The organism is Bradyrhizobium sp. T-1 (genome assembly GCF_053592855.1).
In genome coordinates this window covers 198,232-222,202 of the sequence record NZ_JBSGOX010000002.1, presented here as the reverse complement: position 1 = coordinate 222,202, position 23,971 = coordinate 198,232, and the positions used below count along the sequence as shown (strand labels likewise).

Annotated in this window: 23 protein-coding genes; 5 read left to right on the top strand and 18 right to left on the bottom strand. The window is 57.1% G+C overall.

Annotated features, from left to right (window positions below; genetic code table 11):
• Positions 1–9: 9 nt before the first annotated feature.
• The 13 genes from ACWAT4_RS40410 to ACWAT4_RS40350 all read right to left on the bottom strand — a co-directional run bounded on the left by ACWAT4_RS40410 (position 10) and on the right by ACWAT4_RS40350 (position 13,319).
• Positions 10–1,056 (bottom strand): extracellular solute-binding protein, encoded by a 1,047-nt coding sequence (locus ACWAT4_RS40410; RefSeq protein ID WP_164933833.1) that lies wholly within the window; start codon positions 1,054–1,056, stop codon positions 10–12.
• The gene (locus tag ACWAT4_RS40405; RefSeq protein WP_128929675.1) at positions 1,053–2,210 is read right to left on the bottom strand and encodes an ABC transporter ATP-binding protein; all 1,158 of its coding nucleotides are present in this window, start codon (positions 2,208–2,210) and stop codon (positions 1,053–1,055) included. Before ACWAT4_RS40405 ends, ACWAT4_RS40410 begins: the two co-directional genes overlap by 4 nt.
• Positions 2,203–2,964, bottom strand: coding sequence for a maleate cis-trans isomerase family protein (locus ACWAT4_RS40400; protein ID WP_128929676.1), 762 nt, complete (start codon positions 2,962–2,964; stop codon positions 2,203–2,205). The genes ACWAT4_RS40405 and ACWAT4_RS40400 overlap by 8 nt, the downstream gene beginning before the upstream one ends.
• A 317-nt stretch (positions 2,965–3,281) precedes the next feature.
• On the bottom strand, positions 3,282–4,517 hold the full coding sequence (locus ACWAT4_RS40395) for a pyridoxal phosphate-dependent aminotransferase (RefSeq protein ID WP_128929677.1): 1,236 nt from the start codon (positions 4,515–4,517) through the stop codon (positions 3,282–3,284).
• A 245-nt stretch (positions 4,518–4,762) separates the two neighbouring features.
• Positions 4,763–5,266, bottom strand: a complete 504-nt coding sequence (locus tag ACWAT4_RS40390) for a hypothetical protein (RefSeq protein WP_283814997.1) — start codon at positions 5,264–5,266, stop codon at positions 4,763–4,765.
• Positions 5,267–5,558: 292 nt separating this feature from the next.
• Entirely contained in the window at positions 5,559–6,425 is an 867-nt protein-coding gene (locus ACWAT4_RS40385; protein WP_128929678.1) for an urea carboxylase-associated family protein, read from the bottom strand.
• 44 nt (positions 6,426–6,469) lie between these two features.
• Positions 6,470–7,249, bottom strand: a complete 780-nt coding sequence (gene ehuA / locus ACWAT4_RS40380; RefSeq protein WP_188637407.1) for an ectoine/hydroxyectoine ABC transporter ATP-binding protein EhuA — start codon at positions 7,247–7,249, stop codon at positions 6,470–6,472.
• Positions 7,249–7,908 carry an ectoine/hydroxyectoine ABC transporter permease subunit EhuD gene (gene ehuD, locus ACWAT4_RS40375; RefSeq protein WP_128955088.1) on the bottom strand — a complete coding sequence of 220 codons (660 nt, stop codon included), beginning with the start codon at positions 7,906–7,908 and terminating at the stop codon, positions 7,249–7,251. Before ehuD ends, ehuA begins: the two co-directional genes overlap by 1 nt.
• Positions 7,905–8,588 carry an amino acid ABC transporter permease gene (locus tag ACWAT4_RS40370; RefSeq protein WP_128929681.1) on the bottom strand — a complete coding sequence of 228 codons (684 nt, stop codon included), beginning with the start codon at positions 8,586–8,588 and terminating at the stop codon, positions 7,905–7,907. Before ACWAT4_RS40370 ends, ehuD begins: the two co-directional genes overlap by 4 nt.
• Positions 8,589–8,616: 28 nt before the next feature.
• A complete protein-coding gene (gene ehuB, locus ACWAT4_RS40365) occupies positions 8,617–9,462 on the bottom strand; it encodes an ectoine/hydroxyectoine ABC transporter substrate-binding protein EhuB (protein WP_164933832.1) in 846 nt (281 codons plus the stop codon).
• 277 nt (positions 9,463–9,739) lie between these two features.
• Positions 9,740–10,663 carry a LysR family transcriptional regulator gene (locus tag ACWAT4_RS40360; RefSeq protein ID WP_128929683.1) on the bottom strand — a complete coding sequence of 308 codons (924 nt, stop codon included), beginning with the start codon at positions 10,661–10,663 and terminating at the stop codon, positions 9,740–9,742.
• Positions 10,664–10,746: 83 nt separating this feature from the next.
• A complete protein-coding gene (locus tag ACWAT4_RS40355; RefSeq protein WP_206733164.1) occupies positions 10,747–11,652 on the bottom strand; it encodes a TrmB family transcriptional regulator in 906 nt (301 codons plus the stop codon).
• A 782-nt stretch (positions 11,653–12,434) separates the two neighbouring features.
• The gene (locus tag ACWAT4_RS40350; protein ID WP_232995588.1) at positions 12,435–13,319 is read right to left on the bottom strand and encodes a LysR family transcriptional regulator; all 885 of its coding nucleotides are present in this window, start codon (positions 13,317–13,319) and stop codon (positions 12,435–12,437) included.
• 92 nt (positions 13,320–13,411) lie between these two features.
• Between ACWAT4_RS40350 and ACWAT4_RS40345 the strand changes: the two genes are divergently transcribed.
• The 3 genes from ACWAT4_RS40345 (at position 13,412) to ACWAT4_RS40335 (ending at position 16,791) form a co-directional block, all read left to right on the top strand.
• Positions 13,412–14,470: a YeiH family protein gene (locus ACWAT4_RS40345; protein WP_128929685.1), complete on the top strand. Its 1,059-nt coding sequence runs from the start codon at positions 13,412–13,414 to the stop codon at positions 14,468–14,470.
• Between the two features lie 185 nt (positions 14,471–14,655).
• Positions 14,656–15,897 (top strand): CaiB/BaiF CoA transferase family protein, encoded by a 1,242-nt coding sequence (locus ACWAT4_RS40340; RefSeq protein WP_128929686.1) that lies wholly within the window; start codon positions 14,656–14,658, stop codon positions 15,895–15,897.
• A 24-nt stretch (positions 15,898–15,921) separates the two neighbouring features.
• On the top strand, positions 15,922–16,791 hold the full coding sequence (locus ACWAT4_RS40335) for an HpcH/HpaI aldolase/citrate lyase family protein (protein WP_237866327.1): 870 nt from the start codon (positions 15,922–15,924) through the stop codon (positions 16,789–16,791).
• A gap of 54 nt (positions 16,792–16,845) precedes the next feature.
• Here the strand turns inward: ACWAT4_RS40335 and ACWAT4_RS40330 are convergent, their stop codons facing one another.
• The 5 genes from ACWAT4_RS40330 to tcuA form a co-directional block, all read right to left on the bottom strand.
• Positions 16,846–17,679 (bottom strand): ABC transporter ATP-binding protein, encoded by an 834-nt coding sequence (locus ACWAT4_RS40330; protein WP_128929688.1) that lies wholly within the window; start codon positions 17,677–17,679, stop codon positions 16,846–16,848.
• Positions 17,669–18,436, bottom strand: coding sequence for an ABC transporter permease (locus ACWAT4_RS40325; RefSeq protein ID WP_128929689.1), 768 nt, complete (start codon positions 18,434–18,436; stop codon positions 17,669–17,671). Before ACWAT4_RS40325 ends, ACWAT4_RS40330 begins: the two co-directional genes overlap by 11 nt.
• 71 nt (positions 18,437–18,507) lie before the next feature.
• Positions 18,508–19,377, bottom strand: a complete 870-nt coding sequence (locus ACWAT4_RS40320; RefSeq protein ID WP_128955089.1) for an ABC transporter permease — start codon at positions 19,375–19,377, stop codon at positions 18,508–18,510.
• A 10-nt stretch (positions 19,378–19,387) separates the two neighbouring features.
• Positions 19,388–20,383: an ABC transporter substrate-binding protein gene (locus ACWAT4_RS40315; RefSeq protein ID WP_206733163.1), complete on the bottom strand. Its 996-nt coding sequence runs from the start codon at positions 20,381–20,383 to the stop codon at positions 19,388–19,390.
• Positions 20,384–20,437: 54 nt separating this feature from the next.
• A complete protein-coding gene (tcuA, locus tag ACWAT4_RS40310; RefSeq protein WP_128929691.1) occupies positions 20,438–21,946 on the bottom strand; it encodes an FAD-dependent tricarballylate dehydrogenase TcuA in 1,509 nt (502 codons plus the stop codon).
• A gap of 130 nt (positions 21,947–22,076) precedes the next feature.
• On the opposite strand from tcuA, the gene ACWAT4_RS40305 reads away from it, so the two are divergent.
• A complete protein-coding gene (locus ACWAT4_RS40305; RefSeq protein ID WP_128929692.1) occupies positions 22,077–22,826 on the top strand; it encodes an electron transfer flavoprotein subunit beta/FixA family protein in 750 nt (249 codons plus the stop codon).
• Positions 22,826–23,764 (top strand): electron transfer flavoprotein subunit alpha/FixB family protein, encoded by a 939-nt coding sequence (locus ACWAT4_RS40300; protein ID WP_128955090.1) that lies wholly within the window; start codon positions 22,826–22,828, stop codon positions 23,762–23,764. The genes ACWAT4_RS40305 and ACWAT4_RS40300 overlap by 1 nt, the downstream gene beginning before the upstream one ends.
• Positions 23,765–23,971: the final 207 nt, after the last annotated feature.

Below are 23,971 nucleotides of genomic sequence, written 5' to 3'. Positions count from 1 at the left end.
ATTTATTGCTTACTTGACCTGAGAGTAGATTTGTTCGACCAAATTGACCCGCTTCTCCTGGTTCGCGGCAAGCACCGAACAGTCTGGCTGGTAAAGTTTCGAACGCAACGATTGCGGCGAACCAACCTCCTTGAGCTGTTCCTGGCTAAGCGCGGCAGTTTGATTGAGCGGTAGGAAGCCAGACGCATCAAGCATGGCCAATTCTGGTGCTGGCCTTAAAGCATAGTTTATCCAGGCTTTCACGGCGTCCAGATTCTTCGCGCCTTTCGGCACGATCAAGAAATATGACAGCAGCAATCCTCCTTCGGAGGGTATTGTGATATCGACGTTCTTTACACCGGAAGCCCGCATGGTCCAGACGCGGCTCGAATAGTAGGCTCCCGCCGTGACCTCTCCGCGCGACAGCAGGGCATTCATCTGAGCAGTGGAGTTCGTGACAGTCAGAGCATTACGCGCGATCGACGTAAGCAGAGGAATGCCGGGCTGAATGTTGTTTTCGTCGCCCCCTCCGACTTTCGCAAAGAGAACCAAATCATTGGGAGCAGCATAGATCGGCCGGGCGATAGCGACTTTATCCTTGAATTTCGGGTCGGCCAATGCCCGCCAGGACTCGAAGTCTGACGCTTTTGCCTGATCGCTGTTGAATGCGGCCCCGTAATACTGAAAGTAGATGCCGAAAGCGTAAACTTCGCCGTTCTGGTCTATCAGATAGGACGACTTCTCGAAATTAGCCAGTTCGGGGAAGTCTTCCTTCTTAAAGCTTTCCAGCAATCCATCCTTTTGGAGATTTGCGGCGTTGTAGCAGGTGCCCAGTGCGACGTTGAACTGAGGTTTTCTCGCTTGGGCTCTTAACGTCGGCTCCGGATCCGACCAGTCGCGGATCTTGACCACGATACCGGACGACGCGGAGAACGGCTTGCCGACTTTCTCTCGCCACATCTCGCTGTTGCCTCCTCCCCAGGTGCCCATGACAACTTCTCCGTCGGCGGCGCACGCAACCGTCGTCGAAAGGCTGAACAAGCTCAGGGCCATCAATAGACCGGCAGCGTGCTTCACTTCCGCACCTCCTTGTTCGCGAAAACGATGGCGTCCTCCAAATCCCATGCCAACTTGACCTGAGTTCCCGGAAGCAGGCCTTGCTGCTGCACATGCCGGGCCGTCGTATCCACCACCACGACCTTGTCGTCGACCACAACGCTTTGACGGACGGTCGCGCCCATATAGATGTTCGCCACGATCTGGCCGACCATAAGACAACTGTTACCCCACACTTCGCGTCCCACACGTACGTTCTCGGGACGAATCGATATCGCGACTTCTGCGCCGATTTTCATCTCTGGAGTTGCCACTATCAGAGCGTCGGCCGAGACCTCGCTCAGGTGCAGACTCGCACCGTTTTTCTCGAGAGACTGCACGTGGCCGACGAAGATGTTGATATCCCCGAGGAAGCCTCCGACGAATGCATTCTTCGGGTTCTCGTAGACCTCACGCGCGCTGCCCAATTGTTCGAGCTTTCCATGATTGAAAACGGCTATCCGATCCGACAGGATCATCGCCTCTTCCTGATCATGAGTCACGAATACGAATGTTGTGCCGACTTGGTGCTGGATACGCTTCAATTCGATCTGCATCTGGCGGCGCAGCTTGAAGTCCAGTGCACCGAAGGGCTCATCCAGCAGGAGAACGGACGGGCCAGTGACCAGCGCGCGCGCCAGGGCCACGCGTTGACGTTGACCGCCCGATATCTGTTGTATCCGACGTCGTCCGAGCTCGCTCAGATCCACCAACGCGAGCGCCTCGCGTACTCTTGCTACGATTTCGTCGCGTTTGACCTTTTTCACCGCCAGCCCGAAGGCGATGTTCTCCTCGACAGTAAGGTGCGGAAATAGCGCCAAACCTTGGAAGACCAAGCCGACGGGACGCCGATAAGGCGCAACGCCCGTCATCACATGGCCGCCGATCTTGATTGATCCCGCGTCCGGCTGCTCGAACCCCGCGATCATGCGCAAGGTCGTTGATTTACCGCAGCCTGACGGTCCCAAAAATGTCAAAAATTCGCCCTGCTTGACCGTCAATGACAAGTTGTCGACGATCGAGTTATCTCCAAATCGTTTCGACACTTCGATGATTTCGAGCGCGGCCACTCTATCCGCGTCGGAATCGATCGAGCATGCTGGCGGTTCGACGATCCTGACGGCGCGGTTAGGCATTGCTCAACTCGAATACCGGTGCTTCTTGTGGCCGCCGCTCCTTGAACAGGCGGCCTACCCCCGTTGAGGTGACATCGATCTTCATCCTTCGGAGTGCCGCCCAAAGAGAGGCTTGGTTCGAGGTGACAACCGGCAGGTTCAATTCCCTTTCCAATCGGTCGATTTGATCCATCACCAGCAAATTGGTGCAACTGACAAACACGGCGTCACACCTTGAAATGACCTCACGGCTTGAGAGCACCTTGGAGGCAACGTCCGCCGACGAGATGGTCAGGATCTGTCGTCCATCTGCGCAAAAGAAGGAATCGACGGCCTCCACGCCGAAGCCATAGTGCTGCAGAAAGAGGGCCTCTTCCTTGTTGATTAGATCCGGATAGGGAGTGAGCATGAATACTCTGGTCGCCCGAACGGCCTTCAAGGCTTCGATGACGGCTGTTGAAGTGGTGACAGCGGGAATTCCGGTCAACATCGTGATGCGGTCGGCTAGCTTGGCTTCGTTGCCTAGCCCCTCTAGGAAGCTGGCACTCGTACATCCGTAAACTATCACCTCCGGATTCGCCTGTGCGAGATCCGAGGCCGCTCGATCCAACGAGTTGGCCATAGCGAGCTGCGCTTCCTTCGCTATAGCGGTGCCGGGTTTGGTGAGCCTGTTGTGATTGAGCTTGACATTGGGAGGAACGTAGGACGGTAGCTCGGTTTCCATAGCCACATTTATCGGCGGCGCGAGGATACCTATCCGTCGAATGGCGGCCATTACTTCCTCCCTTGTCGATCGCTTTGAGGCTAGCCATTTGGTAGTATTATTTCAAGCTACCAAATACCTCGACTTTCGTGGAGGCGGTTTTGCAAGACCAGCTCAGCGGCCAGCTCGATGAGTTGATCTTGGCGGTTCGCCCGTTTGGCCGCGATACAGAACGCTGGTTAGAGAGCTCATGCGGCCCTGGAGCAATGATGACATCATGTCGCAGATCTCCATTTCGCATCACGGACCCGATGAACCGCAAAACGATATGAGCTGCTCGAATGTGGTCCGACATCGCTCCACACGTATTGTCAGGGCAGCGAGCTGCATCAACTCAGTCGACTGCATGCCCGGGCTATGCGGACACAGGCCTCCTTTAAGGTTTCGTCCGCAGTAGCATATGAGATTCTGAAGTGGGGCGATAAGCCATAGGCCGCTCCGTGCACCACCGCCACCCCTTCGGCATCGAGGAGATACTTGCAAAAGTCCTTGTCATCGGCAAGGACGGTTCCGTCCGGGGTCCGCTTTCCGATCAGGTCGCGGCAGGAGGGGAAGACGTAAAAGGCGCCGGACGGCTTGTCGCAAGCCAACCCGGGCACGGACGCGAGTCCTTCCAGAACCAGATTGCGCCGTCGTTGATATTTCTCTGCTCGCTCTCGAAGCCCCTCTTGCGGCCCGTTCAAAGCCTCGACGGCCGCAGCTTGGCTGATGGACGATGGATTGGCCGTGGCCTGAGATTGCAATTTCGCCATTTGGGATATCAACTTCGCCGGACCCGCGGCATAACCGATGCGCCAACCCGTCATACAATAGGCCTTCGAGACGCCATTGACGACCAGGGTTCGCTCCGCGACGGACTGATCGATCGCCGCCGGCGTACAATATTCGAGCCCGTCATAGACAAGATGCTCGTATATGTCGTCGCTAAGGAGCCAGACGTGCGGATTTCTTCGCAATACATCGATGATTGGCTCCAGCTCCCTGCGCGTGTATACGGCCCCCGTGGGATTAGAAGGCGAGTTCAAGAGGAGCCACCGAGTCCTCGACGTGATCGCACGTTCCAAATCGATCGGATCGAGCTTGAAGTTCCTCGCCGCCGGGCAAGCGACGATTTTGGGTACCCCACCGAAGAACGACACCATTTCCGGGTACGACACCCAGTACGGAGCCGGGATGATGACCTCGTCTCCGTGATCCAACGTCGCCGCCAACGCATTGAATAAGATTTGTTTGGCGCCGTTGGCGACCGAAATTTGACTGACCTTGTAGGAGAGGCCGTTCTCACGCGCGAATTTCTTCGCAATTGTCTCTTTCAGGACTGCCGTACCATCCGTGTTGGTATACTTCGTCTCGCCCCTCTTCATGGCGGCGAGCGCAGCCTGCACGACATTATCGGGTGTGTCGAAGTCGGGTTCACCCTGGGTCAGATTGAGAATTGTTCGCCCCTGAGCCTGCAATTCCCGCACTCGCTGGGCCGCAGCACCACTCTGCGACGGTTGAATTCGATTCACGCGTGCGGCAAACTCGGAGCGGTTGGACGCAGACGCGGCGTCGAAGACTGTCATTGGTAGTTCCTCTCGTCGTTGTCATCTGCCGGATGTGCAGCAGGCCATTCGCGAGCCGATTTCGATTTCAAACCTATCGGCGCAGGAGCGGCCCCCTCATCGATATCGTCCGGATGCACAGGTAATCGCGTCCGTAAAACGGTCCGCACACGCTGGATCAGATTTGCCGGTCTCTCGATCTCGTATGTGCAGAACACCGTTCGCAATCTCGAAATACGATCCATGCAACGTGAGCTGCTTGCGACCTACGCGATCGCACACCACGGAAAACTCATTAGATTGAGCAAGGACTGATCGATCGCAGCCAGCTCCAAGTCGGTGTGATCGTCGTCCAGGCCGCCGCAACACGGCCAGCTCTGTGCGCCACCGGGACCAGACGTTGCATCCATGGAGTCGTGAAGCTTTCTGGTGAGGCCGATACCTTGCCTTTGGCATAAGCGGGGACGCCCCACACCGGGCGTGACCGAGCACAACCAGAGCAGCCCCGGCGGCGTGGAATTCTCCCTCGACACCGAAGGGCGGTACGCGCTGCAACGTTTCTGATGACGAAGATTTCCTCGGGTCTCGCATTGAATATCAATTCGGGTGAAACGCGGCTGTCGCAACATCCGATCACCAGGGCTTCCGGTGACTGCCCCGCGCGCGGCCAATGAATCGAACCTTTGTCGTTCCTGAGGAAAGCGGTCCAACATGAAAGCGGCGTAGCCCTGCATCAATTGTGCGGGAAAGCTCGACACGTCACTGGACATTCCGGATCCTACCACCGATGAGCAATTGCTGTCGGCCTGGCCACAGCGGACAGGATTGACCGATCGCTTATGGGGCCAAATTATCAATCACGCCTCGCCACGACGCCAATTACTAAAGCGCCTGCAACCATGCATGACGAGAATAATCTCGAAATTCGCTGTCGCGGTTGCACTTCAAACCCAAACGCGGCGTCAACTTGGCACGGCTGACGCCATTCCGGTCGGCGCCTAGCTGCCGACGGTATTTCCGAGCGCCTTGATGTTAATCGGCTCTTACAATGCGCTCCGCAAATCAGCTCATCCCGTGCTTGCCTTTGTAGGGCGAGGGTTCAGGCGACTTCCAACCATTCAGCGCGCCCTTCGCGGGACGAAGGATTTCCACCTTCAGGGGATAGCACTTGGGGGTCTGCCCTGGGACCCGCGGCCCACAGTCGCCGCCGGGACAGGCGGATAGCGCACCAAGGAGATTGATCTCCGCGAAGAATTCGATGAAGTCGCCTGGACGAACCGGGCTTGCCTTTTTGATATACTCGTGACTTTCGACATCGAAGCCTGTGCACATAAAGACGTTCATGACGTCGTGCACGTAGCCCTCGGCTTCCTTCGCCGAAATCTTTCTGAAGGCAGATAGGGCTCGAACGAGATTGGAATGGCAACAGTGATCGTAATCTTCACCGGTTATCATTCTTCTCGTGTAAGGGTCGCAGCGTGTTCCGATCACATCGTGAATTCCACAACCATCGGAATCCCACCCATACCATCCCAGACTGTCGTAAGTGATAGTCGCCATCGGCCTCAGGTATGGCATGCTGCTCCACAGGCGATCACCAGTAGAAATGTGCGTCGCATGAATCGCCCGCGTCTTACCGCTGTAGAAGTGTTCAGAAAGATTGTCGCTATTCCAAAGATTAAAATCACCAACCTGCGATCCCTCCACGCTCACGATCCGAAAGAGGTGCCCGGCAGGCACTTCGAACGCGCCGCCATCCCGAGCAGGGATCGTCAACTCCGACACTTTCTCAGCACCGGACCCAACGTTCTGGTAGAATTCCATATCGAGCGCCGGAATTTGTCCGACGGCGTAGACCGTTTCTTTGCGCGCCGACCGGCGAGTCTGAGCATTCTCCGGCTCGGGCATCGAAATGGATCTGGAAGTCATTTGAGTGTCTCCTAAGAGGAATTCGACTGCTGAGACTAAGATCGTCAGGCGTCCAGGACCGACTTTAGAAACGCCTGGGTTCTCGCGCTTTTCGGTTGAGAAAAGAACTGGTACGGCTCTCCTTCCTCGACAATTCGGCCGTGATCGAAGAAGCAAACCCTGTCGGCGATCTCTCGCGCGAAGGACATCTGATGCGTTACCATGATAACCGTCAGTTCCTTTTGGTGAGTCAGCTCCCGAATGACCGCTAGCACCTCGCCAACGAGTTCAGGATCGAGCGCCGAGGTCACCTCGTCGAATAGGAGTATTTTCGGTCTCATCGCCATTGCTCTCGCGATCGCAACCCTTTGTTGCTGACCGCCTGACATCCTCGCAGGGTAGTAGTCGCACCGATCTTCCAGTCCCACCCTTCGAAGCAGCTCCTTTCCGAGGCTCACGGCTTTCTCCTTCGGCATCTTGAGGACGCGAATCGGTCCCTCGGTCACGTTTTCAAGCGCCGTAAGGTGAGGAAAAAGATTAAAGCTCTGAAAGACCATGCCGACATCGCTCCGAATCGTACGTGTTTGCCGGGCCGATGCTTGGCGTGCTGCGCCGGTCGAATCGCACGACCACAACTCACGGCCGCAGATAGAGACACTGCCTCTGTCGATTCCCTCCAATGTCATGAGAACCCTGAGGAGAGTTGATTTTCCCGATCCACTCGGACCGATGACCACAAGCTTTTCACCCTGTCCGACTTCGAGATTTAGGTCATTTAGGACCGTGGACGCCCCAAAACGTTTTGTAACGTTCCTTAGCTGTACTGAGAACGGTCCGGCCGACATTACCGCCATCCCTTCTGGGACAGTCGCTCGAGCCTGTTGATGAGAAACGCGCCGGCAATGCTGAGGACGAGAAACATTATCCCAACCATCGTTATGGGTTCAAAGTACTGAAACCGCCTGGCTCCTTCCGCCTGAGCAACGGCCATGAGTTCCCAAACGGATATGGATGCGAGCAGCGGCGTGTCCTTCAGCATGTAGACGAAGTAACTTCCGGCATTTGGAATGATGAATGGGATCATCTGTGGAACAATGATCCGCCGATATGTGTCGAACGTTGAGAGATTTATGGATGTTGATGCCTCCCATTGCCCGGCCGGAACACCGATCATTGCGGCACGGTAGACCTCGGCCATATACGCACTGTAGTGCAAGCCGAGAGCAATGACGCCGGTCACCAGCGGGCTGATCACGACGCCTGCCGAAGGCCCCACGAAGTACAGAAAATAGATCAGGACCAGGAGCGGCACCCCTCTTGCGAATTCGACGTAGCCGCGAACTAAGATTTTGGTCAGACGGTGCTTAGCGCTGTACAGCGCAAAGAGAAGGAGGCCGCCAAGCAGGGAGGCGATAAAACCGAGGACGGCGGCGAGCAATGTGGTTTGCGCCGCGACCACGAGTTGCGGAAGCAACTCCCAGGCATATTGGAAATCGACCTTCATGCCGACCAGCCCCTGGTTGCGCCGTGCGTTGGCTTACCCTGCCATAACCCGAGACGTCGCTCTGCGTACGCGATTGCCGCTCCTATCAATTGCGCCGCAGCCACATAGAAGATCATGACAACGAGATAGATCGGCACGGTCTGAAAGGTTCTGATATTGAGAGAGTAGGCTTCAAAAGTCAGTTCCGGAACGGTCGCCAAGGCGGCAACCGAGGTGGCTTTCAATACCAGGATGCTGAGGTTACCGAGAGGTGGTATCATCGACAGCATTGCTTGAGGAAGAATGATCCGGCGCATCATCATTGATGGCACCATATTGATCGCCAAGGCGGCGTCATACTGGCCCCGCGGGATAGCGCCGATCGCCGTCCTGACGACCTCAGCTCCATAAGCCCCGAAGCACATGCCTATGGCGAGTGTGGCCGCCCAAAAGGCGGAAATCGCAACCCCGAAGAACGGCAAAACAAAGTAGAGCCAGAACAGGACGACCACCAGAGATATGCCCCTGAAGATCTCGACATAGAGCAAACTGATGGTTCGGATCCACCAGCTCTTGGATGTCCTGGCGATACCGAAAACGAGCGCGCAAGCGAACATCAATACTGTCGAGAGCGCGTAAAGGGCCATCGTCGTTACCGCACCAGAAAGGAGCAGCCATCTACCCTCGTAGAGCGCCGACATCTGTCACCGTCCGCTTCGGGCACGAGTCCTACTGCTTACAAAGAGTATCGAGCTTGACGTCGGCCGCCGGCACTTCGTTCTGCGTCATGCCGTACTTTTTCAGGATCTCAACATATTCCGAAGAATGCACGATCTTGAGCATCTCGGCATTAAATGCGTCCCGAAGCTCCGAATCCTCCTTACGGAAGGCAAATGCGCCGTAGTCTTGCTTCGGCTTGCCATCTATGAGCAGGCCCGTGTATGGTTCGGCGACTTCCAGGGTCGGATCGTTCTTTGCGTTCCAGCGTGCAGTTACCGATATAAGCAATGCCCCGTCGATCCTGCCCGCTTTCAGGCTCGCGACATTGGAGGGGATGTCCGGAAAACGCGTGATTTGGCTATCCTTCACGCCGGCCTTGACTGCATTCTGTGTCGGCTGGCCACTTATGTTGCCACCAACCTTGATGTCCTCGTGTTTGACGATGTCGTCAAGACTATGGATTTGCTTGGGATTGCCTTTGCGAACGAGAAGACCTTCCTGAACGGTGAAGTTGGGCTCGGTGAAGAGAACCTGAAGGCAGCGCGCGGGAAGGATATAGAGTCCGGTCGCGATAAAATCGAAACGTTTGGCTTGAAGTCCCGGGATGAGCGATCCGAACGCAACCACCGTTCCTTCGATCCGCTCTACTCCAAGGCGGTTGAATGCGAGCTTTGCGAGATCGTAGTCTGACCCGGCCAATGATCCATCGGCCTGCTTGAACGCGAAGGGCGGCTCGTTGCTGAAGCCGAGGGTAAGGCCGCTCTTCTTTGCGTCGTCCAGCCTGGCACCGGCAAAACTCGATGACGAGAAAGTCAGGAAAGCGAGTGCTAGAAAAATATGCAAAGTTCGTAGCATGTGTTTCCTCATCTGTCTCGAATGCGTCGCCATTGACACACCGGCATCTCTTTTGGCTTCTGCTCAGTTTGGATTGAGCCAGACTCGCATCCTACATATCTGAAGGGTTATTCGGAACCGCAGCAATTCAATTAGCGTAATGGATGCATTACTTGCTGTAATATCGAGGACGCGCGACTTGCCGGATCCTCCCGATTCCTCAGGAAAACGTGGTCAAGTTGGCTGTGCGTACCGCCGCGACCCGCGCGTCTACAGCACTGCACGGAAGAAGTGCAATTTATCGAATTGTTTGCCCTTGCACGAATTCGAACCGCCCCATCAAATTCTCCAGAGTGCTCCTCACGATTTCGGAAAACCGGACCGCCTGCGCCGTCTTCTTCGAATGGCGCGGATAGACGAAAGCATAGTTGAGCCTTGCCGACGTCTTGCAAGGGCGAACCACGACATCTCGCTCTGCTAGCAGCGCTGCGCTGAATGGATCCGATATCGACACACCCATTCCGGCTCCCACCATTTGGCACGCGATGAACGCCGACGACACTTCAACCCAAATGTTCGCGGCAAGGCCAGCTTGTACGTACATTCCATCAACGATCTGCCGCAACAACGTCGTCCGGTCCAGCGCAATAAAACGGTCCTCGATCAGATCACTGGGGAGAATCGTCTTATTCGCCGCAAGTGGATGATCGGGATGAAGCACCGCAACGGGAACCAATTCGGCGAAGGAATGCGACGTCAACATTTCAAATTGAGTCGGGAGCATTACTATCCCAACGTCGAACCTAAGTCCCGAAGCCCAACGTTCGACTTCGCGTCTTTCCCTGACTTCCAAAGAAATCGAAACACTCGGAAACTCCTTCGAAAATTGGGCCAGTGCCGGCACGAGTAGACTTCGGGCGAGTTGTGGCATTGCCACGATCCGAAGGCGACCGCCTCGATTGGCGCGGATTTCTTTGCCGATGCGGGTAAGATCGTCGATATCCAGCAGGATACGCTCGCATTCCCGCGAGAAGGCTTCTCCTTGAGGAGTCGGAACCAGGCGCCCACCAAGCCGGTTGAAGAGCTTGAATCCCAGCTCCGCTTCAAGGGCAGACAGCGAACGGCTTACCGCTGGTTGGGTCAAATGAAGTCGAGTTGCGGCCCCGGTGACCGAACCGGTCACGATTACACTATGCAGCGCGCGCAACTTTTGAAGGTTCAAAGCCAACTCCCCCTTAAGATTGCTGCTCCTTGCAGGCGCGCGAAACACGCCGGCGAAGCGTGCCAATCGCCGCGACAGACGCGTTAGATCTTTTCTTCTTTCAGCTTGGATTTTTTCTCAACTCGACTCGCGGTAAGCCCTAGAAGGCTTTCCAGCGCCGCAACTTGCGGTGCGGGAAGATACTTCCTTCGAAGCTCGATAATAGCGGGGCCGAACGTCTTCTGGATCGGTTGCCCGAACATTTCGAATATTTCCGCGAAGTAGATCTCGTGCCGCAATAGGGAGTCAGCAAGATTAACTATCGGCTTATTTCGCGTGTAGGAGCCGCCTTGCGCACGAATCTCCGCCACCAGAGCTTCTTCGAAATCCACTGTAAGGGTTACAAGATGCGGTGCGATTCCCACGGGAATGCCGTTTCCCTCGTGGAGATAAGTTCGCGACTTCGCACCGAATTGAAACTTCTCGACTTGAGTCCCGAAAAGGATGATGAGAATCGCAACCCCGCGGTCTGCAGCACGTCGAAGCGCGTCGCGGTGCGGCAGCAGTATTTTCTCTTCTGTTTTTACCCAAATGTGTGATTTCGCTCCGTCGATCATAGCCTCCATCTTGGCGGCGATCGCGTCCTCGCCGTTAATGGTCCATACGTAGCCACCGTCGTTGGACTGTGAAACAGCCGGAATCGTTCGGATCAACTTTGCGCAGCGCTTGCTCGTCGCTGTCGCAATTCGCTCAAACAGAACCTTGGGCGCTACCGCCACATACCGCAGTGGAGTTTCGGAGATCGGTTGAGCCGCCTCCTTCTTTGCCAGACTCTCGAGGACAGAATATGCGTTCGCCTTGGGTAAGCCTGCAAGTTTGGCTACTTCGTAGGCAGTCGCCTGCGAAAGCTCATAGAGCGCGAGGTAGGCACGCGCTTCGTACTCGCTAAAACCCAGAGCGAGCAAGTCTGGCATCAACTCACTTAGATTAGCTTGCTTATCGCCGCTCACCCGATTTTTCCTGATTTGAGCCAAGCAGCGCCCCCACCCGTCGACAAGAAGTGCTTTGCCTCAGTTGATCAATTCGCCTTCGAAGCTTGATTGTCACGCCCTAGCTGACCATTCCGACGTAGCTCCTTGCCGCTCGACGCCGTCGGCGCTCAATTTTGATAGAAGCGCAAGTCTTTGATATCCAGCGGGCAAAGCGAAACTAACATGGGTAGCAGCCTTTATGACTATGGCTTTCGTGTCAAGTGCATGACTTGATCGCGATGGCGCGTTCGACCAGATCGCGACCAGCCGATCGCAAAGCCAGCCAAAGCGAGCGCTCGAGATGAGATGGCCACAATCATCGACCTAATCAGGCCCACCCGACTCGCCAGATTTTCCGGAGAGCGGACTGGGGGCACAGTCTCAGCCTCCAAGCAACAGAGGACCCTGCCCAAAATATCCTGTCGGGGCGCCCCCTCGGAGAACATATTCCCATTACGGCCGCTCAAAACGAGACCTCGCTACCATTGCATCCAACGGCCAACCACCAATAATTTGCGCGTCGGCACAAGAACCGCGATGGGATGTCCTGACTACGGACCCCTCGGACGTTGATCGGATTGCAGTGCAGCAGACATCTGGCGAACTGTCTCGCTATCTATGGTGGATCGGATAAGTTGCTCTCTGGATGTTGCTGACGCAAACTGGGTTTATCTCGCGCCGCTCGCCTTTTTTGATCCGCCGTCACGTCCAGCAAAGCCTTCCGAATGACGAGACGATCCCGCGACTCCATCATATTGATGTCATGGGGCGACACCTATGATTCGCTCAAAGGCAATCGCGGCAGGAATTTTGGTTCGTCCCCGTACTTCCACGTGCCAAAGCGTGCGCGATATCTGCAGATCCTTCATTTTTATCGCCTTGAGCCGGCCAAGCTTGATCTGATCGCCAATGGTTGATGTTGAGACGATCGAGACACCAAGACCGCATGCGACAACTTGCTTGATCGCTTCCGTGCTGCCGATTTCGAGGGTTTTGCGCGGCCGCACGCCATGGTTCAACAGCGCCTGCGCGACGATCTCCCGTGAGCCGGAGCCTGGTTCCCGAACGATCAGGATTTCATCTTCGAGGGCCGCCGCATACACGTGATTTTCCGATAATGCGAAGGCGTGAGTCGGACCTGCTATCAGGCTCATCATGTCCGTCCGCCAGGCCGTACTGACGAGATCATCGTCTTCGACCGGTCCTTCCACGAGGGCGATCTCTATTTCATGCGCGCGCATCATTCCGGCAATATCCCGCGTGTTGGCGCTTACCAGATGCACATCGATGCTCGGATACCTGCGCCGGAAGCTGCCTATGTACTCAGCGATCATGTAGGTCGCGATCGTGGTGCTTGCCCCGATGTGAAGCGATCCGCTCGCGAGGTTGCGCAGCGACGACAGTTCCTCTTCGGCGGCCCGCTCGGCAGCGAACAGATTTTCTGCGTGCCTGAGAAGTGCCCGCCCCTCGCGGGTCGTACGTACTCCTTTCGATGTACGATCCAGCAAGCGACAGCCCACTTGCAGTTCGAAATCGCGTACTCCTTTCGAGACCGCGGGCTGGCTAACGCGCAAGATGTCCGCTGCTCGCGAAAAGCTTCCAGCCTCAGCGACGGTGGTAAAGAAGCGGAGGAAATGCAAATTCATTGGCATAACGCCTGCTTATCGGCCTAGATCAAAATTCTACTGTTATGAGCCCTTGGTTCTCGGGCATAGCCTTGTCGGCTGGCGAGGGACTCATGGCTCCATGCAAAGATCTTCCCAAATCGAGCAAGGTAGACGCGCCTGCCGGTCGTTTGGTTGCATTGCTTCCCGGCATCCTCTTATGCGTGCTCCTGACGCTGCTGTCGATTGGAATCCAGGAGGCCGAGGAGCACATCTTCCAACATCCCTATGTTGAAGCCTTGGTCATCGCCATCCTGCTCGGGATGATGATCCGCAGCGTCTCAACTACTTCCGAGCGCTGGAAGGTCGGAATCGCCTTCAGCGCGAAACAACTTCTCGAAGTGGCCGTGATGCTGCTCGGGGCCTCGATCAGCTTTGGGGCAATCCTGCCTTCCGGATTATTTCTGATTGCCGCGATCGTCGGAACGGTTGCGGTCACGCTTGCCGTGAGTTTCGGCCTCAGCCGCATGCTCGGCCTACCCACTAAGCTTTCGCTCCTGATCGCCTCCGGAAATTCCATTTGCGGCAATTCCGCGATCGCCGCGGTCGCCCCCGTTATAGGGGCAGATGGCGATGATATCGCGTCATCGATTTCCTTCACCGCGGTCCTTGGCGTGCTGATGGTGCTCGGGCTTCCACTGCTCATTCCACTCTTGGAGCTCTCGGCTACTCAGTACGGGATTCTCGCCGGCCTCACCGTGTACGCCGTTCCCCAGGTGCTTGCCGCGACCGTTCCGGCAGGAATCGTCAGCACTCAAATTGGCACCGTGGTGAAGCTCGTTCGGGTCCTCATGCTAGGGCCGTTGGTGGTCGGCTTGTCGCTTGTCGCACCACGCCTGCGTGGCGAAGTCGCGCCCGGCAAGCGCATTAACCTCATCAAATTGGTACCTTGGTTCATCATCGGCTTCTTGGTACTGGCCGGCCTTCGTTCGTTGCAGATCATACCCAGCAGCGTTGCCGCCCCCGTTGCGAAGCTCGCCAGCGTGCTAACCGTAGTCTCCATGTCCGCACTCGGGCTGGGTGTCGATATCCGGGTGCTTTCGAAGGCCGGCGGGAAAGTCACGATTGCGGTGACCTTGTCTCTGATACTTCTGCTCGCGATGAGCCTCGGCCTGGTTCAACTCTTCAAGTGAGGGCACTCTCTGCTTAACTTCGGGTTGCCAGCTGCGGTGAACATCGGGTTCACCGAAAGGATGTTGCAGGATGTGGTCGTATCACTTAATACTACCCCATACAAGTCAGCTTGTTGAGGATCGATGGGGACCTCCGCGGGTACTGTACAGGCACTACTTCCGCCTTGCATCGTTAAGTCGGCGCAATGAAGGCCGTACCTAAGCAGTTCGAGCCAGAGGCTGCTGGCGCGCTTAACGGCGTCCGTGTCGTGGACCTTTCGCGTCTGGTCGCCGGGAATATGCTCACCCTGCAGCTCGCCGACTTCGGAGCCGAAGTCATCAAGATTGAGGACATCGTCTCGGGCGACCCTCTGCGCGCTTGGCGGGTCAACGATGTCAGCATCCATTGGAAGACCTACGCCCGGAACAAGAAGAGTGTCGCGCTAGACCTTCGCGACGAGAGAGGTCGGACGATCCTATCGGATCTGCTCGCGACGGCGGACGTGCTGGTCGAGAACTTCAGACCCGGAGGTCTGGAAAAGCTGGGTTTGTTGCCCGAGGTCCTTCGAGCACAGAATGCAGGACTGATCATCGTGAGAATCTCGGGATGGGGGCAGACCGGTCCCTATCGGGACAGGCCCGGCTTCGGCACTCTGGTCGAAGGCATGTCAGGCTTCGCTTCCCGCAACGGATTCCCTGATCGACCTCCGCTGCTGCCACCCGCCACGCTCGCCGATATGGTCGCGGGCATTTACGGATTTGGGGCAACCATGGTTGCGCTCAGGCATCGAGAAGTGAGCGGGGGTAACGGCCAGGTTATCGACTTGCCCTTGTTAGATCCGCTTTTTTCCCTCCTCGGTCCCGAAGCCGGAATCTATCAACTAACACAGCAGGTACGCCCGCGGACCGGCAGTCGATCGCTTACCGGAGCGCCGCGCAACACATTCCGTACCAGCGACTCTCGCTGGATCGCAATCTCCGCCTCGATGCAAGTTGTGGCCGAGAGGTTGTTCCGGACTATCGGTCGCCCTGACATGATCGTGGATCCCCGATTTTTGACGAACTCTGATCGCATCAAAAACGCCGATGCTTGCGAGGAGCCTATCGCGGAATTCATTGCCGCGCGGACGCTTGAAGATAACATGAGTATATTCGAGCGGGCAGACGTAACTGCTGCACCAATCTACGACATCGATCAATTCTTGGATGACCCCCATGTTCAAGCTCGCGAAATCGTCGTTGGGTTACCGGACTCCGAACTCGGAACGGTTTTAATGCACAACGTGGTCCCGAGGCTCGAAACTACGCCCGGAAGGATTCGGATGCCCGCTCCGGATCTCGGTCAACACACGTTTGCGATTCTGCGCTCCCTCGGCATCACGCAGGCCCGGTTGGAAGAACTGCGCGAGGCTGGCGTCATCGTGCAGGCTAAGCCATCATCCCAATGACCCGTAGGCGACCGGAAGACACCAGTGTACCGATCTCTGCTTTATGTCCCCGCCTCATCTGAGCGCTTCATTGCAAAGTCGGCGCTTTGTGGCGCCGATGCCATAATCCTGGATCTTGAAGACAGCGTCGCGCCCGCACAGAAGGAGGGGGCACGCAATAGGCTTGCGTCGTCGATAAAACGATGCGCTGCCGCAGGAGCTGACATTTGGGTGCGTATTAATCGACCTCTGTCGGCTGCCGTCCGAGATATCGAGGCTTCGGTGCTCGGTGGTGCCAAGGGCATTCTGATGACAAAAGTCGAGGGCGCCGAGCACGTGCGGTTGCTTCTAGAGGTTGCTGAGCGAACCGAACGGGATCATGACCGTCGCGAGCCACTCCAAGCGATCGCAGTCATCGAGTCCGTCAAGATTTTGGCCAAAGCGGACGACATCGCACGCGCCCACGAGCGGGTGATAGGCCTGATGGGCGGTAGTGAGGACTTAGCGCTATCGATGGGAGCTAATCCCACTCATGAGGCACTTAAGATACCCAAGATGCTGGTTCACATGGCCGCTGCCGGAGCCGGAAAATACTCGTTCGGATTGTTCGGCTCCGTTGCGGACTACAAGGATGTCCGACTAATGCGCGAGCTAGCGGAGGAGGCATTCGGTCACGGAGTTACGGGTGCGACCTGTGTCCATCCTTCAGTGGTACCGATCCTAAACAATGCCTTTGCACCGTCCGACGCTGATGTCGCAAGGGCGCAATTGATCATCGAGACCGCCCGTCAGCAAACCGAACGTGGCGTCGGCGCCTATTCGCTGGAAGGCAGGATGGTCGACGAGCCCGTCGTCGAACGTGCCCGGCAACTCTTGGAGCGGGCGCGGCGCCACCGGCGTGCCGACGCAAGCTGATCAGAGCGTTAGAGTGTCGGCCTGCGGTAATCTGGGCTATTGATTCACAGCGCTCTATGAGCGGCCAGCAAACGTCTGGCGTTCGCGCTTCATCGCCTTGTCGACTTCCGCCGACAGAAGAGCCGTAACCTCGTCTTCGTATCGCCGGACCTGCGGGTCCCTTAAGTCCCGAGGGTGGGGTAGCTTGATCGCCACGTCCGCAATTATTCGCGAGGGCCGTGAGCTCAGAATAAGCACTCGATCGGCAAGCTGAACGGCCTCTGATACACTATGAGTTATCATCACGATAGTTCGATTGGCCTCGACCCAGAGGTTTTGTAGATCCTGGATCATGTAGTTCTTTGTTTGCACGTCGAGTGCGCCGAACGGCTCATCGAGTAGCAGCACCTCCGGATCGTAACTAAGTGCCCGAGCGATGGCGACGCGCTGTTTCATGCCGCCCGACAGAGACGATGGATAGGCATTCTCGAACCCCGAAAGGCCTGTCAGACGAAGCCACTTCCTCGCCCGCTCCTCAGCTTCCTGCCGTGGCACACCTTTGATGTCCAGGCCCAGCGTCGCATTACGCAACACCGTAAGCCAGGGGAACAGCACGAACTCCTGAAAGACCACGCCACGGTCGGGTCCTGGCCCCACCACGAGTTCGTTGTTGATTAGCAGTTCCCCCTGGCTTGCCTTCTCGAATCCAGCGATCAGGTACAGAAACGTCGACTTGCCGCAACCGCTTGGACCGATGATAGCCACGAATTCCCGTTCGTTGATCGTGCAAGAAATGTCCTCCATCGCCAGCACGTTTCCGAAATACTTCTGGACATTCTTGGCGACAATCTTGGGCTTGGTACCGGCACCGTCGCGCAGCGGGAGTATTTTTGCCGTTTCAACGCTCATTGAGTACTCCCCATTTCTCGATGGTAGCAGCTTCGATCTTGCCAACCAGAACGTTCTCAAGAAGATAGCCGAGCGCCGCAATCATCATCACGCCACCATAGATGACGCCAATGTTCATGTATTCGGAGGCGTCATAGATCATGAAACCCAGGCCATAGCTGCTGGCGGCCAGCATCTCGGCGGCGATCAGAGCGCGCCAGGCGTAACCTGTACCGAGCCGTGTGCCGGTGATCAGGCAAGGAAAAATGCCGGGAATAATGACGCGCCAAAATACCTGCCGTCGGCTCGCGCCCATCGACCAAGCCACCCAAAGCATTTTGACGTTCAGCATTTCGATGCCGCTCGCGACGATGTATATCATTTCGAAAACCGCTGCGAGAAATACGACTAGGATGGTCGTGCGGTTATCGATACCCATGACCAACAGCAGGACGGGGGTCCATGCTAGCGTCGGCACAGGCATCAAGATGCTAATGATTGGCTGAAACACCAGCCGCGCCCGCTGACTCATGCCAAGTCCAACCCCGAGCAGGGTACCTATGATTACCGCAAGTGATAATCCCGAGAGCAAGCGCAGCATGCTGTCTGCCACGTGCCACAGAATTGCATATGGCGGGTTTCCGTTTGGGCCGGATTGCACCCAAAGCTTGTTGAGGATCGCGGACGGCGCCGGAAACAAGAAGCCGTTTATCAACCCTAACCGCGAGCACACCTCCCAAGCCACCAGCGGCACCAGGATCAGCGCGATACGAGCCATCGGTATCGCGAGACCGGACGAGGCTGGGGACCGAGTATATCGCTGCAGACGGATGCCGGATGTGTCCACGCTCATCGATGGCTACCCACTTTTCCGTTACCGTGCCAGCGGTGAATGGTAAGTGCTTCGAGCGAGCCAAACACGCCACGTTCGATAAGGAGACCGATCAGGGCCAGGCATACGATGCCGACGAACATCGTGGATACGTCCATATAGGAACGCGCCGCGAATATCATGAATCCGAGGCCATGGGTCAACGCAGCTAGCATTTCGGCCGCGACCAGCGTGCGCCACGAATGCGCCATTCCAAGCTTCAGCCCCGAGATCAGCGCCGGCAGCGCACCGGGTAACAGCACACGCCGAAAGATATCAAACCGGCTTGCGCCCATGCTGCGCACGACCCACAAGGAGTGTCGGCCGATTGCGCGCACGCCCTGGATAGTACTGTACAGAATCGGAAAGAAGGCACCGAGGAAACAGACAGCAATGATCGTGATATCGCCTTGACCGAAAATGACCAGGAAGATCGGAGCCCAGGCAACTGCCGGTAGCGGCAGTAACAGGCTCAGGAGTGGGGAAGCAATCAGATAGGCCGTCCTGTTGAGGCCCAGGAAGAGGCCCATTGGGATGGCCAGCACGCATGCCAGAGCGAACGAACTCAGCGCACGCCACAAACTAACGACAATATGCGTCAGCAATATGCTCTTGGCGGGATCGGCTGGATCAAGCAGCACCCACGCGCGCCGCGCGATATTTGATGGCGAAGGCAGGATCGTCGCATTGATCCAGCCGAGACGTACCGTTGTCTCCCATATTAACAGGAAGACGATGATTGGCAGCGCGAACAAGAATGCCGATGCCGCCCCGCGGTACAAGATGCTACGCAGCCTCTGCTCGTCGGCAACACCCGCGAACGGCGCCGACGGCGTCGCGTTAGACATGATGGAGCCCTTAGTTGGTAGATGACGCGAGTTTCGCCGCTTCCTCATAGAATTGATTGCGCACGAGGCTCTTGAAGTCCGGAATGTTGGGAATCTTTCCGGCCGCCTTCATAGACTCGGCAACCGGCATGAGCTCGTCGGTCATCGCGTCGGTCAGCTTTGGATCGACGTTGATCCGCGTCAAGGCAAGCTCCAGCGCCTTTGGATCGATGTCCACGCCCTGCTTGCTGATATCGGCTGCAACCTTGCTGGCGGCATCGTCCGGTTGCGTCTTCATGTACGTGCCGGCATCGATCAACGTGGCAAGATATCGCGCCACGGCCTCGGGATGCTCATCAGCAAACTTGCGGCGCACCAGCACAAGGTTCGGCGATTCACTTACGCCCTTCATCGACTGAATACGCTTTACCACGCCCATCGTCTCGCCAATCGCAACATGCGGCTCCCATGCCACTGCAGCGTCGACAACACCTTGCTGCACGGCGGCTCGCAGGTCCTCAACCTTCATATTGACGATCTGGAAGTCGCCTTCCTTCATCCCGTTCTTGTCTAAAAAGACACGGAAAGTGCTGAAAGAGCCGGATCCGGCAACCGCGCCGATCTTCCTTCCTTTGAGTTCAGCCACCGCTTTGACAGATGAATGGTTCGCGACAATTACGCCGTAGCGATCGCCCCCATACTGATCGGCGGCAATAATGTAGAACAGATTGGGCTGCATCGCAGCCATAGTGATTAGTCGACCTGAGCCTCCGTTGCCGATATCGATTTGCCCGGCGACAAACGCCTTGAGTATTTCGCTTCCAGAGCTATAGCTCCCGATGTCAACCTTAAGGTTGTACTTTGCGCCCCAATCCTTGGTGCGATAAACGTCGTCGGTTGGAACGGCTTGCAGACCTATCTTTATTGTCAGCGCATCTTTGGACGTGGCGTGCGCTGGAATCAGCATCACGCAGGATGCCACAACAAATGCTACACGACGCAACTTGTTTTGGATTGAGCGAGCCATTTTTGTGCCTCCCTGTCGGCAGTTTATGATGCAGTTTGTTCTGCAACTTATTGATCAGGCCGCTGAACGGCTCTTGCTTGCAGCGACTGCCGCAGCAGCGCTCTCACCTGCGATCTTCCCGAATACAGCGCCTGAAGTGAGCCCCGTGCCACCTGGATAGTTATGATAGAACAGCCCCCCGACCAGCTCTCCAGCTGCGAACAAGCCGGGAATCGGAAGGCCGGCTGTATCCTGCACCTGACCGCTCTGGTCAATCTTGAGTCCACCGAATGTGAAGGTGACACCGCACGTGACGGCATAAGCCTCGAATGGTCCTGTATCAATCGTGTTGGCCCAATGGGACTTGCGCGGCGAACTCTCCGCGGAGCGGCCATCTTTCGCATTCGGGTTGAAGGGAACGTCCTGCCGCACCGATGCGTTAAATTCAGCGACGGTCTTGAGAAAGGCGTTGCGATCAACGCCTTCGAGTTGGTCGGCGAGACCCTCCAGGGTATCCGACGTAATCTTGGTGATTTGCCGGATCCTGTATTCGTCGCGCAAAAGGTGATGCACCTTAGCATCGAATACCTGCCAAGCGAACTGGCCGGGTTGCGCTAGGATTTCGCGACCATACTTGGCATAGGTATAATTGCGAAAATCGGCTCCCTCATCAAGGAAGCGTTGGCCTCGGGAATTGACCATGATGCCGAATGGGTAGCTGTGCTTCTGGTAGGCATCCCCTACTGCGAGATCGCCGAACGCCGGAGCATTTTGGTCCCAGCCGACGGCATGTGCTCCGGACCAATGTCCACATGGCATTGCACCAATCGCAAGCGCCATTTGGATTCCAGCGCCGGTATTGAAGCGTGTGCCACGAACTTTCGCCAGGTCCCAGTTTGGTCCGAGATACCGCGCGCGCATTTCCGTATTAGACTCGAAGCCTCCGCACGCCAGGATGACAGCATTTGAATGCAGATCGCGCTCCTTGCCTTGATGCCGGACGCGAACTCCAACGACCCCGCTATTGTCATTGATCAAACTGACCGCGGCAGTTTCGTAAAGAAACTGGATACCCTTCCCTTCCGCGGACTCTAGCAGCATGTCCACGAGACCGGGACCACCACCCCACACTTCCACACTGAGCCCACCCCAGAATTGGAACCGTCCGTTCACTTTGTAGGCTTGCCGCCCATGACTAGTTTGAAACCTAACGCCTTGCTCTCGCATCCACCGAAGCGTCGGCAAGCTGCGCTTGACTAAAATCTCGCATAAGTCAGGATCGGTCCTGAATTGCGTCACGCGAAACATGTCATCGAAAAATTGGTCCTCGGTGTAAGTGCCGAAATCAGTATTGGCTAACGTATCGGGATTGATGTCCGGCACTACGCTTAGCACGTCCTCCACACCATTGAAGACGTATCGCATGGCGCCCGCCGTATAGGTCGAGTTCCCTCCCCGCTCGTCCCGAGGCGCCGCCTCAAGCATGAGGACAGTCGCGCCATTATTGCTGGCGGATATGGCCGCACAAGCGGCAGCATTTCCTGCCCCTACCACGATGACGTCAGCGTCGAATTCACGAGGCATAATACGAGTTCTTTCCTGGCGGGGTCTTGGGCTCGCAGATTCCGCCTTCCCTGCTTCCTGGAATATGGTAGTAGCATGAGATACTATCCTTCAACAGATGTCAACTGCTGCAATTGTTGAGGAAACCCTGATGAAGGTCTTAGTGCCGGTAAAGCGGGTGGTCGATTACAATGTCAAGGTCCGCGTCAAGGGCGATGGATCGGGCGTTGAACTCGCCAACGTCAAGATGTCGATGAACCCCTTCGACGAAATCGCGGTTGAGGAAGCGCTGCGCCTGAAGGAAGCCGGCAAGGCGGCCGAAGTCGTGGTGGTCTCCATTGGACCGGCGCAGGCGTCGGAGACGATCCGCACCGGTCTTGCCATGGGCGCCGATCGCGGCATCCTGGTGAAGGCCGAAGGCACCGTCGAGCCGCTCGCCGTCGCCAAGATCCTCAAGAAGGTTGCAGAAGAAGAGCAGCCCGGCCTGATCATTCTCGGCAAGCAGGCGATCGACGACGACAGCAATCAGACCGGCCAGATGCTGGCTGCGCTGCTGGGCTGGTCGCAGGCGACGTTTGCCTCGAAGCTCGAGGTCGAAGGCTCCGACTTCAAGGTCACCCGTGAAGTCGACGGCGGCCTGCAGACCGTCAAGCTCAAGGGACCGGCGATCGTCACCACCGATCTGCGTCTCAACGAGCCGCGCTATGCCTCGCTGCCCAACATCATGAAGGCCAAGAAGAAGCCGATCGCGGAGAAGACCGTTGCCGATTACGGTGTCGACGTCACTGCGCGCCTCGAAGTTTTGAAGACGGCTGAGCCCGCGGGCCGCAAGGCCGGCGTCAAGGTGAAGGACGTCGCCGAGCTGGTGTCGAAGCTCAAGAACGAAGCCGGGGTGCTCTGATGACTGCGTTGTTGATTGCTGAACACGAACAGGAGGTCCTCAAGGACTCCACCAACAAGGCGCTGACCGCGGCGTCCCAGCTCGGCGGCGACGTCCACGTGCTGGTCGCTGGCGGCGGGCAGGGCACCAAGGCTGCGGCCGAGGTCGCCGCGAAGCTCGCTGGTGTTGCCAAGGTGCTGGTCGCCGAAGGCGAGGCCTACGCGCACGATCTGGCCGAGCCGCTGGCCGCGCTGATCGTTTCGCTGGCCCCGTCCTACGATGCGATCGTCGCGCCCGCGACCTCGCGCTTCAAGAACGTGATGCCGCGCGTCGCGGCGCTGCTCGACGTCATGCAGGTCTCGGAGATCACCAAGGTGGTCGCGCCCGACACCTATGAGCGTCCGATCTATGCCGGCAACGCCATCCAGACGGTGAAGTCGAAGGACGCCAAGAAGGTCATCACGGTCCGCACCTCGACCTTTGCGGCGGCAGCTGCCGGTGGCAACGCGCCGGTCGAAAGCGTCGCTGCCGCGGCCGATCCCGGCCTGTCGACCTTTGTCGGTGAGGAAGTTGCCAAGAGCGACCGTCCCGAGCTGACCTCGGCCAAGATCATCGTCTCTGGTGGCCGGGCCATGCAGAGCCGCGAGAACTTCGCCAAATACATCGAGCCGCTCGCCGACAAGCTGGGCGCCGGCGTCGGTGCCTCGCGTGCGGCGGTGGACGCCGGCTATGCGCCGAACGACTGGCAGGTCGGCCAGACCGGCAAGGTCGTGGCCCCCGAGCTCTATGTCGCCGTCGGCATTTCCGGTGCGATCCAGCATCTGGCCGGCATGAAGGACTCCAAGGTGATCGTCGCGATCAACAAGGACGAGGACGCGCCGATCTTCCAGGTGGCCGATTACGGCCTGGTCGCCGACCTCTACCAGGCGGTTCCGGAGCTGACCGACGCGCTCTCATAACCCCGCTCCACAAGCTTGGTGAGGCGACCGAGAAACGCCTGCAAGTTAAAGTCTGCTGGTGTCTCAGAACAGCCAAACGCCATCCGCGACCACCTCAAAGGCCTCTCGCTCCTGCGCAGGCCACTGTTATATCGACGGCGCCTAGCACTACTTTGGCAGATTGTTGATTTTGCCGCGTTTTATAGGATTGAACGAAGCCGCTGGCGC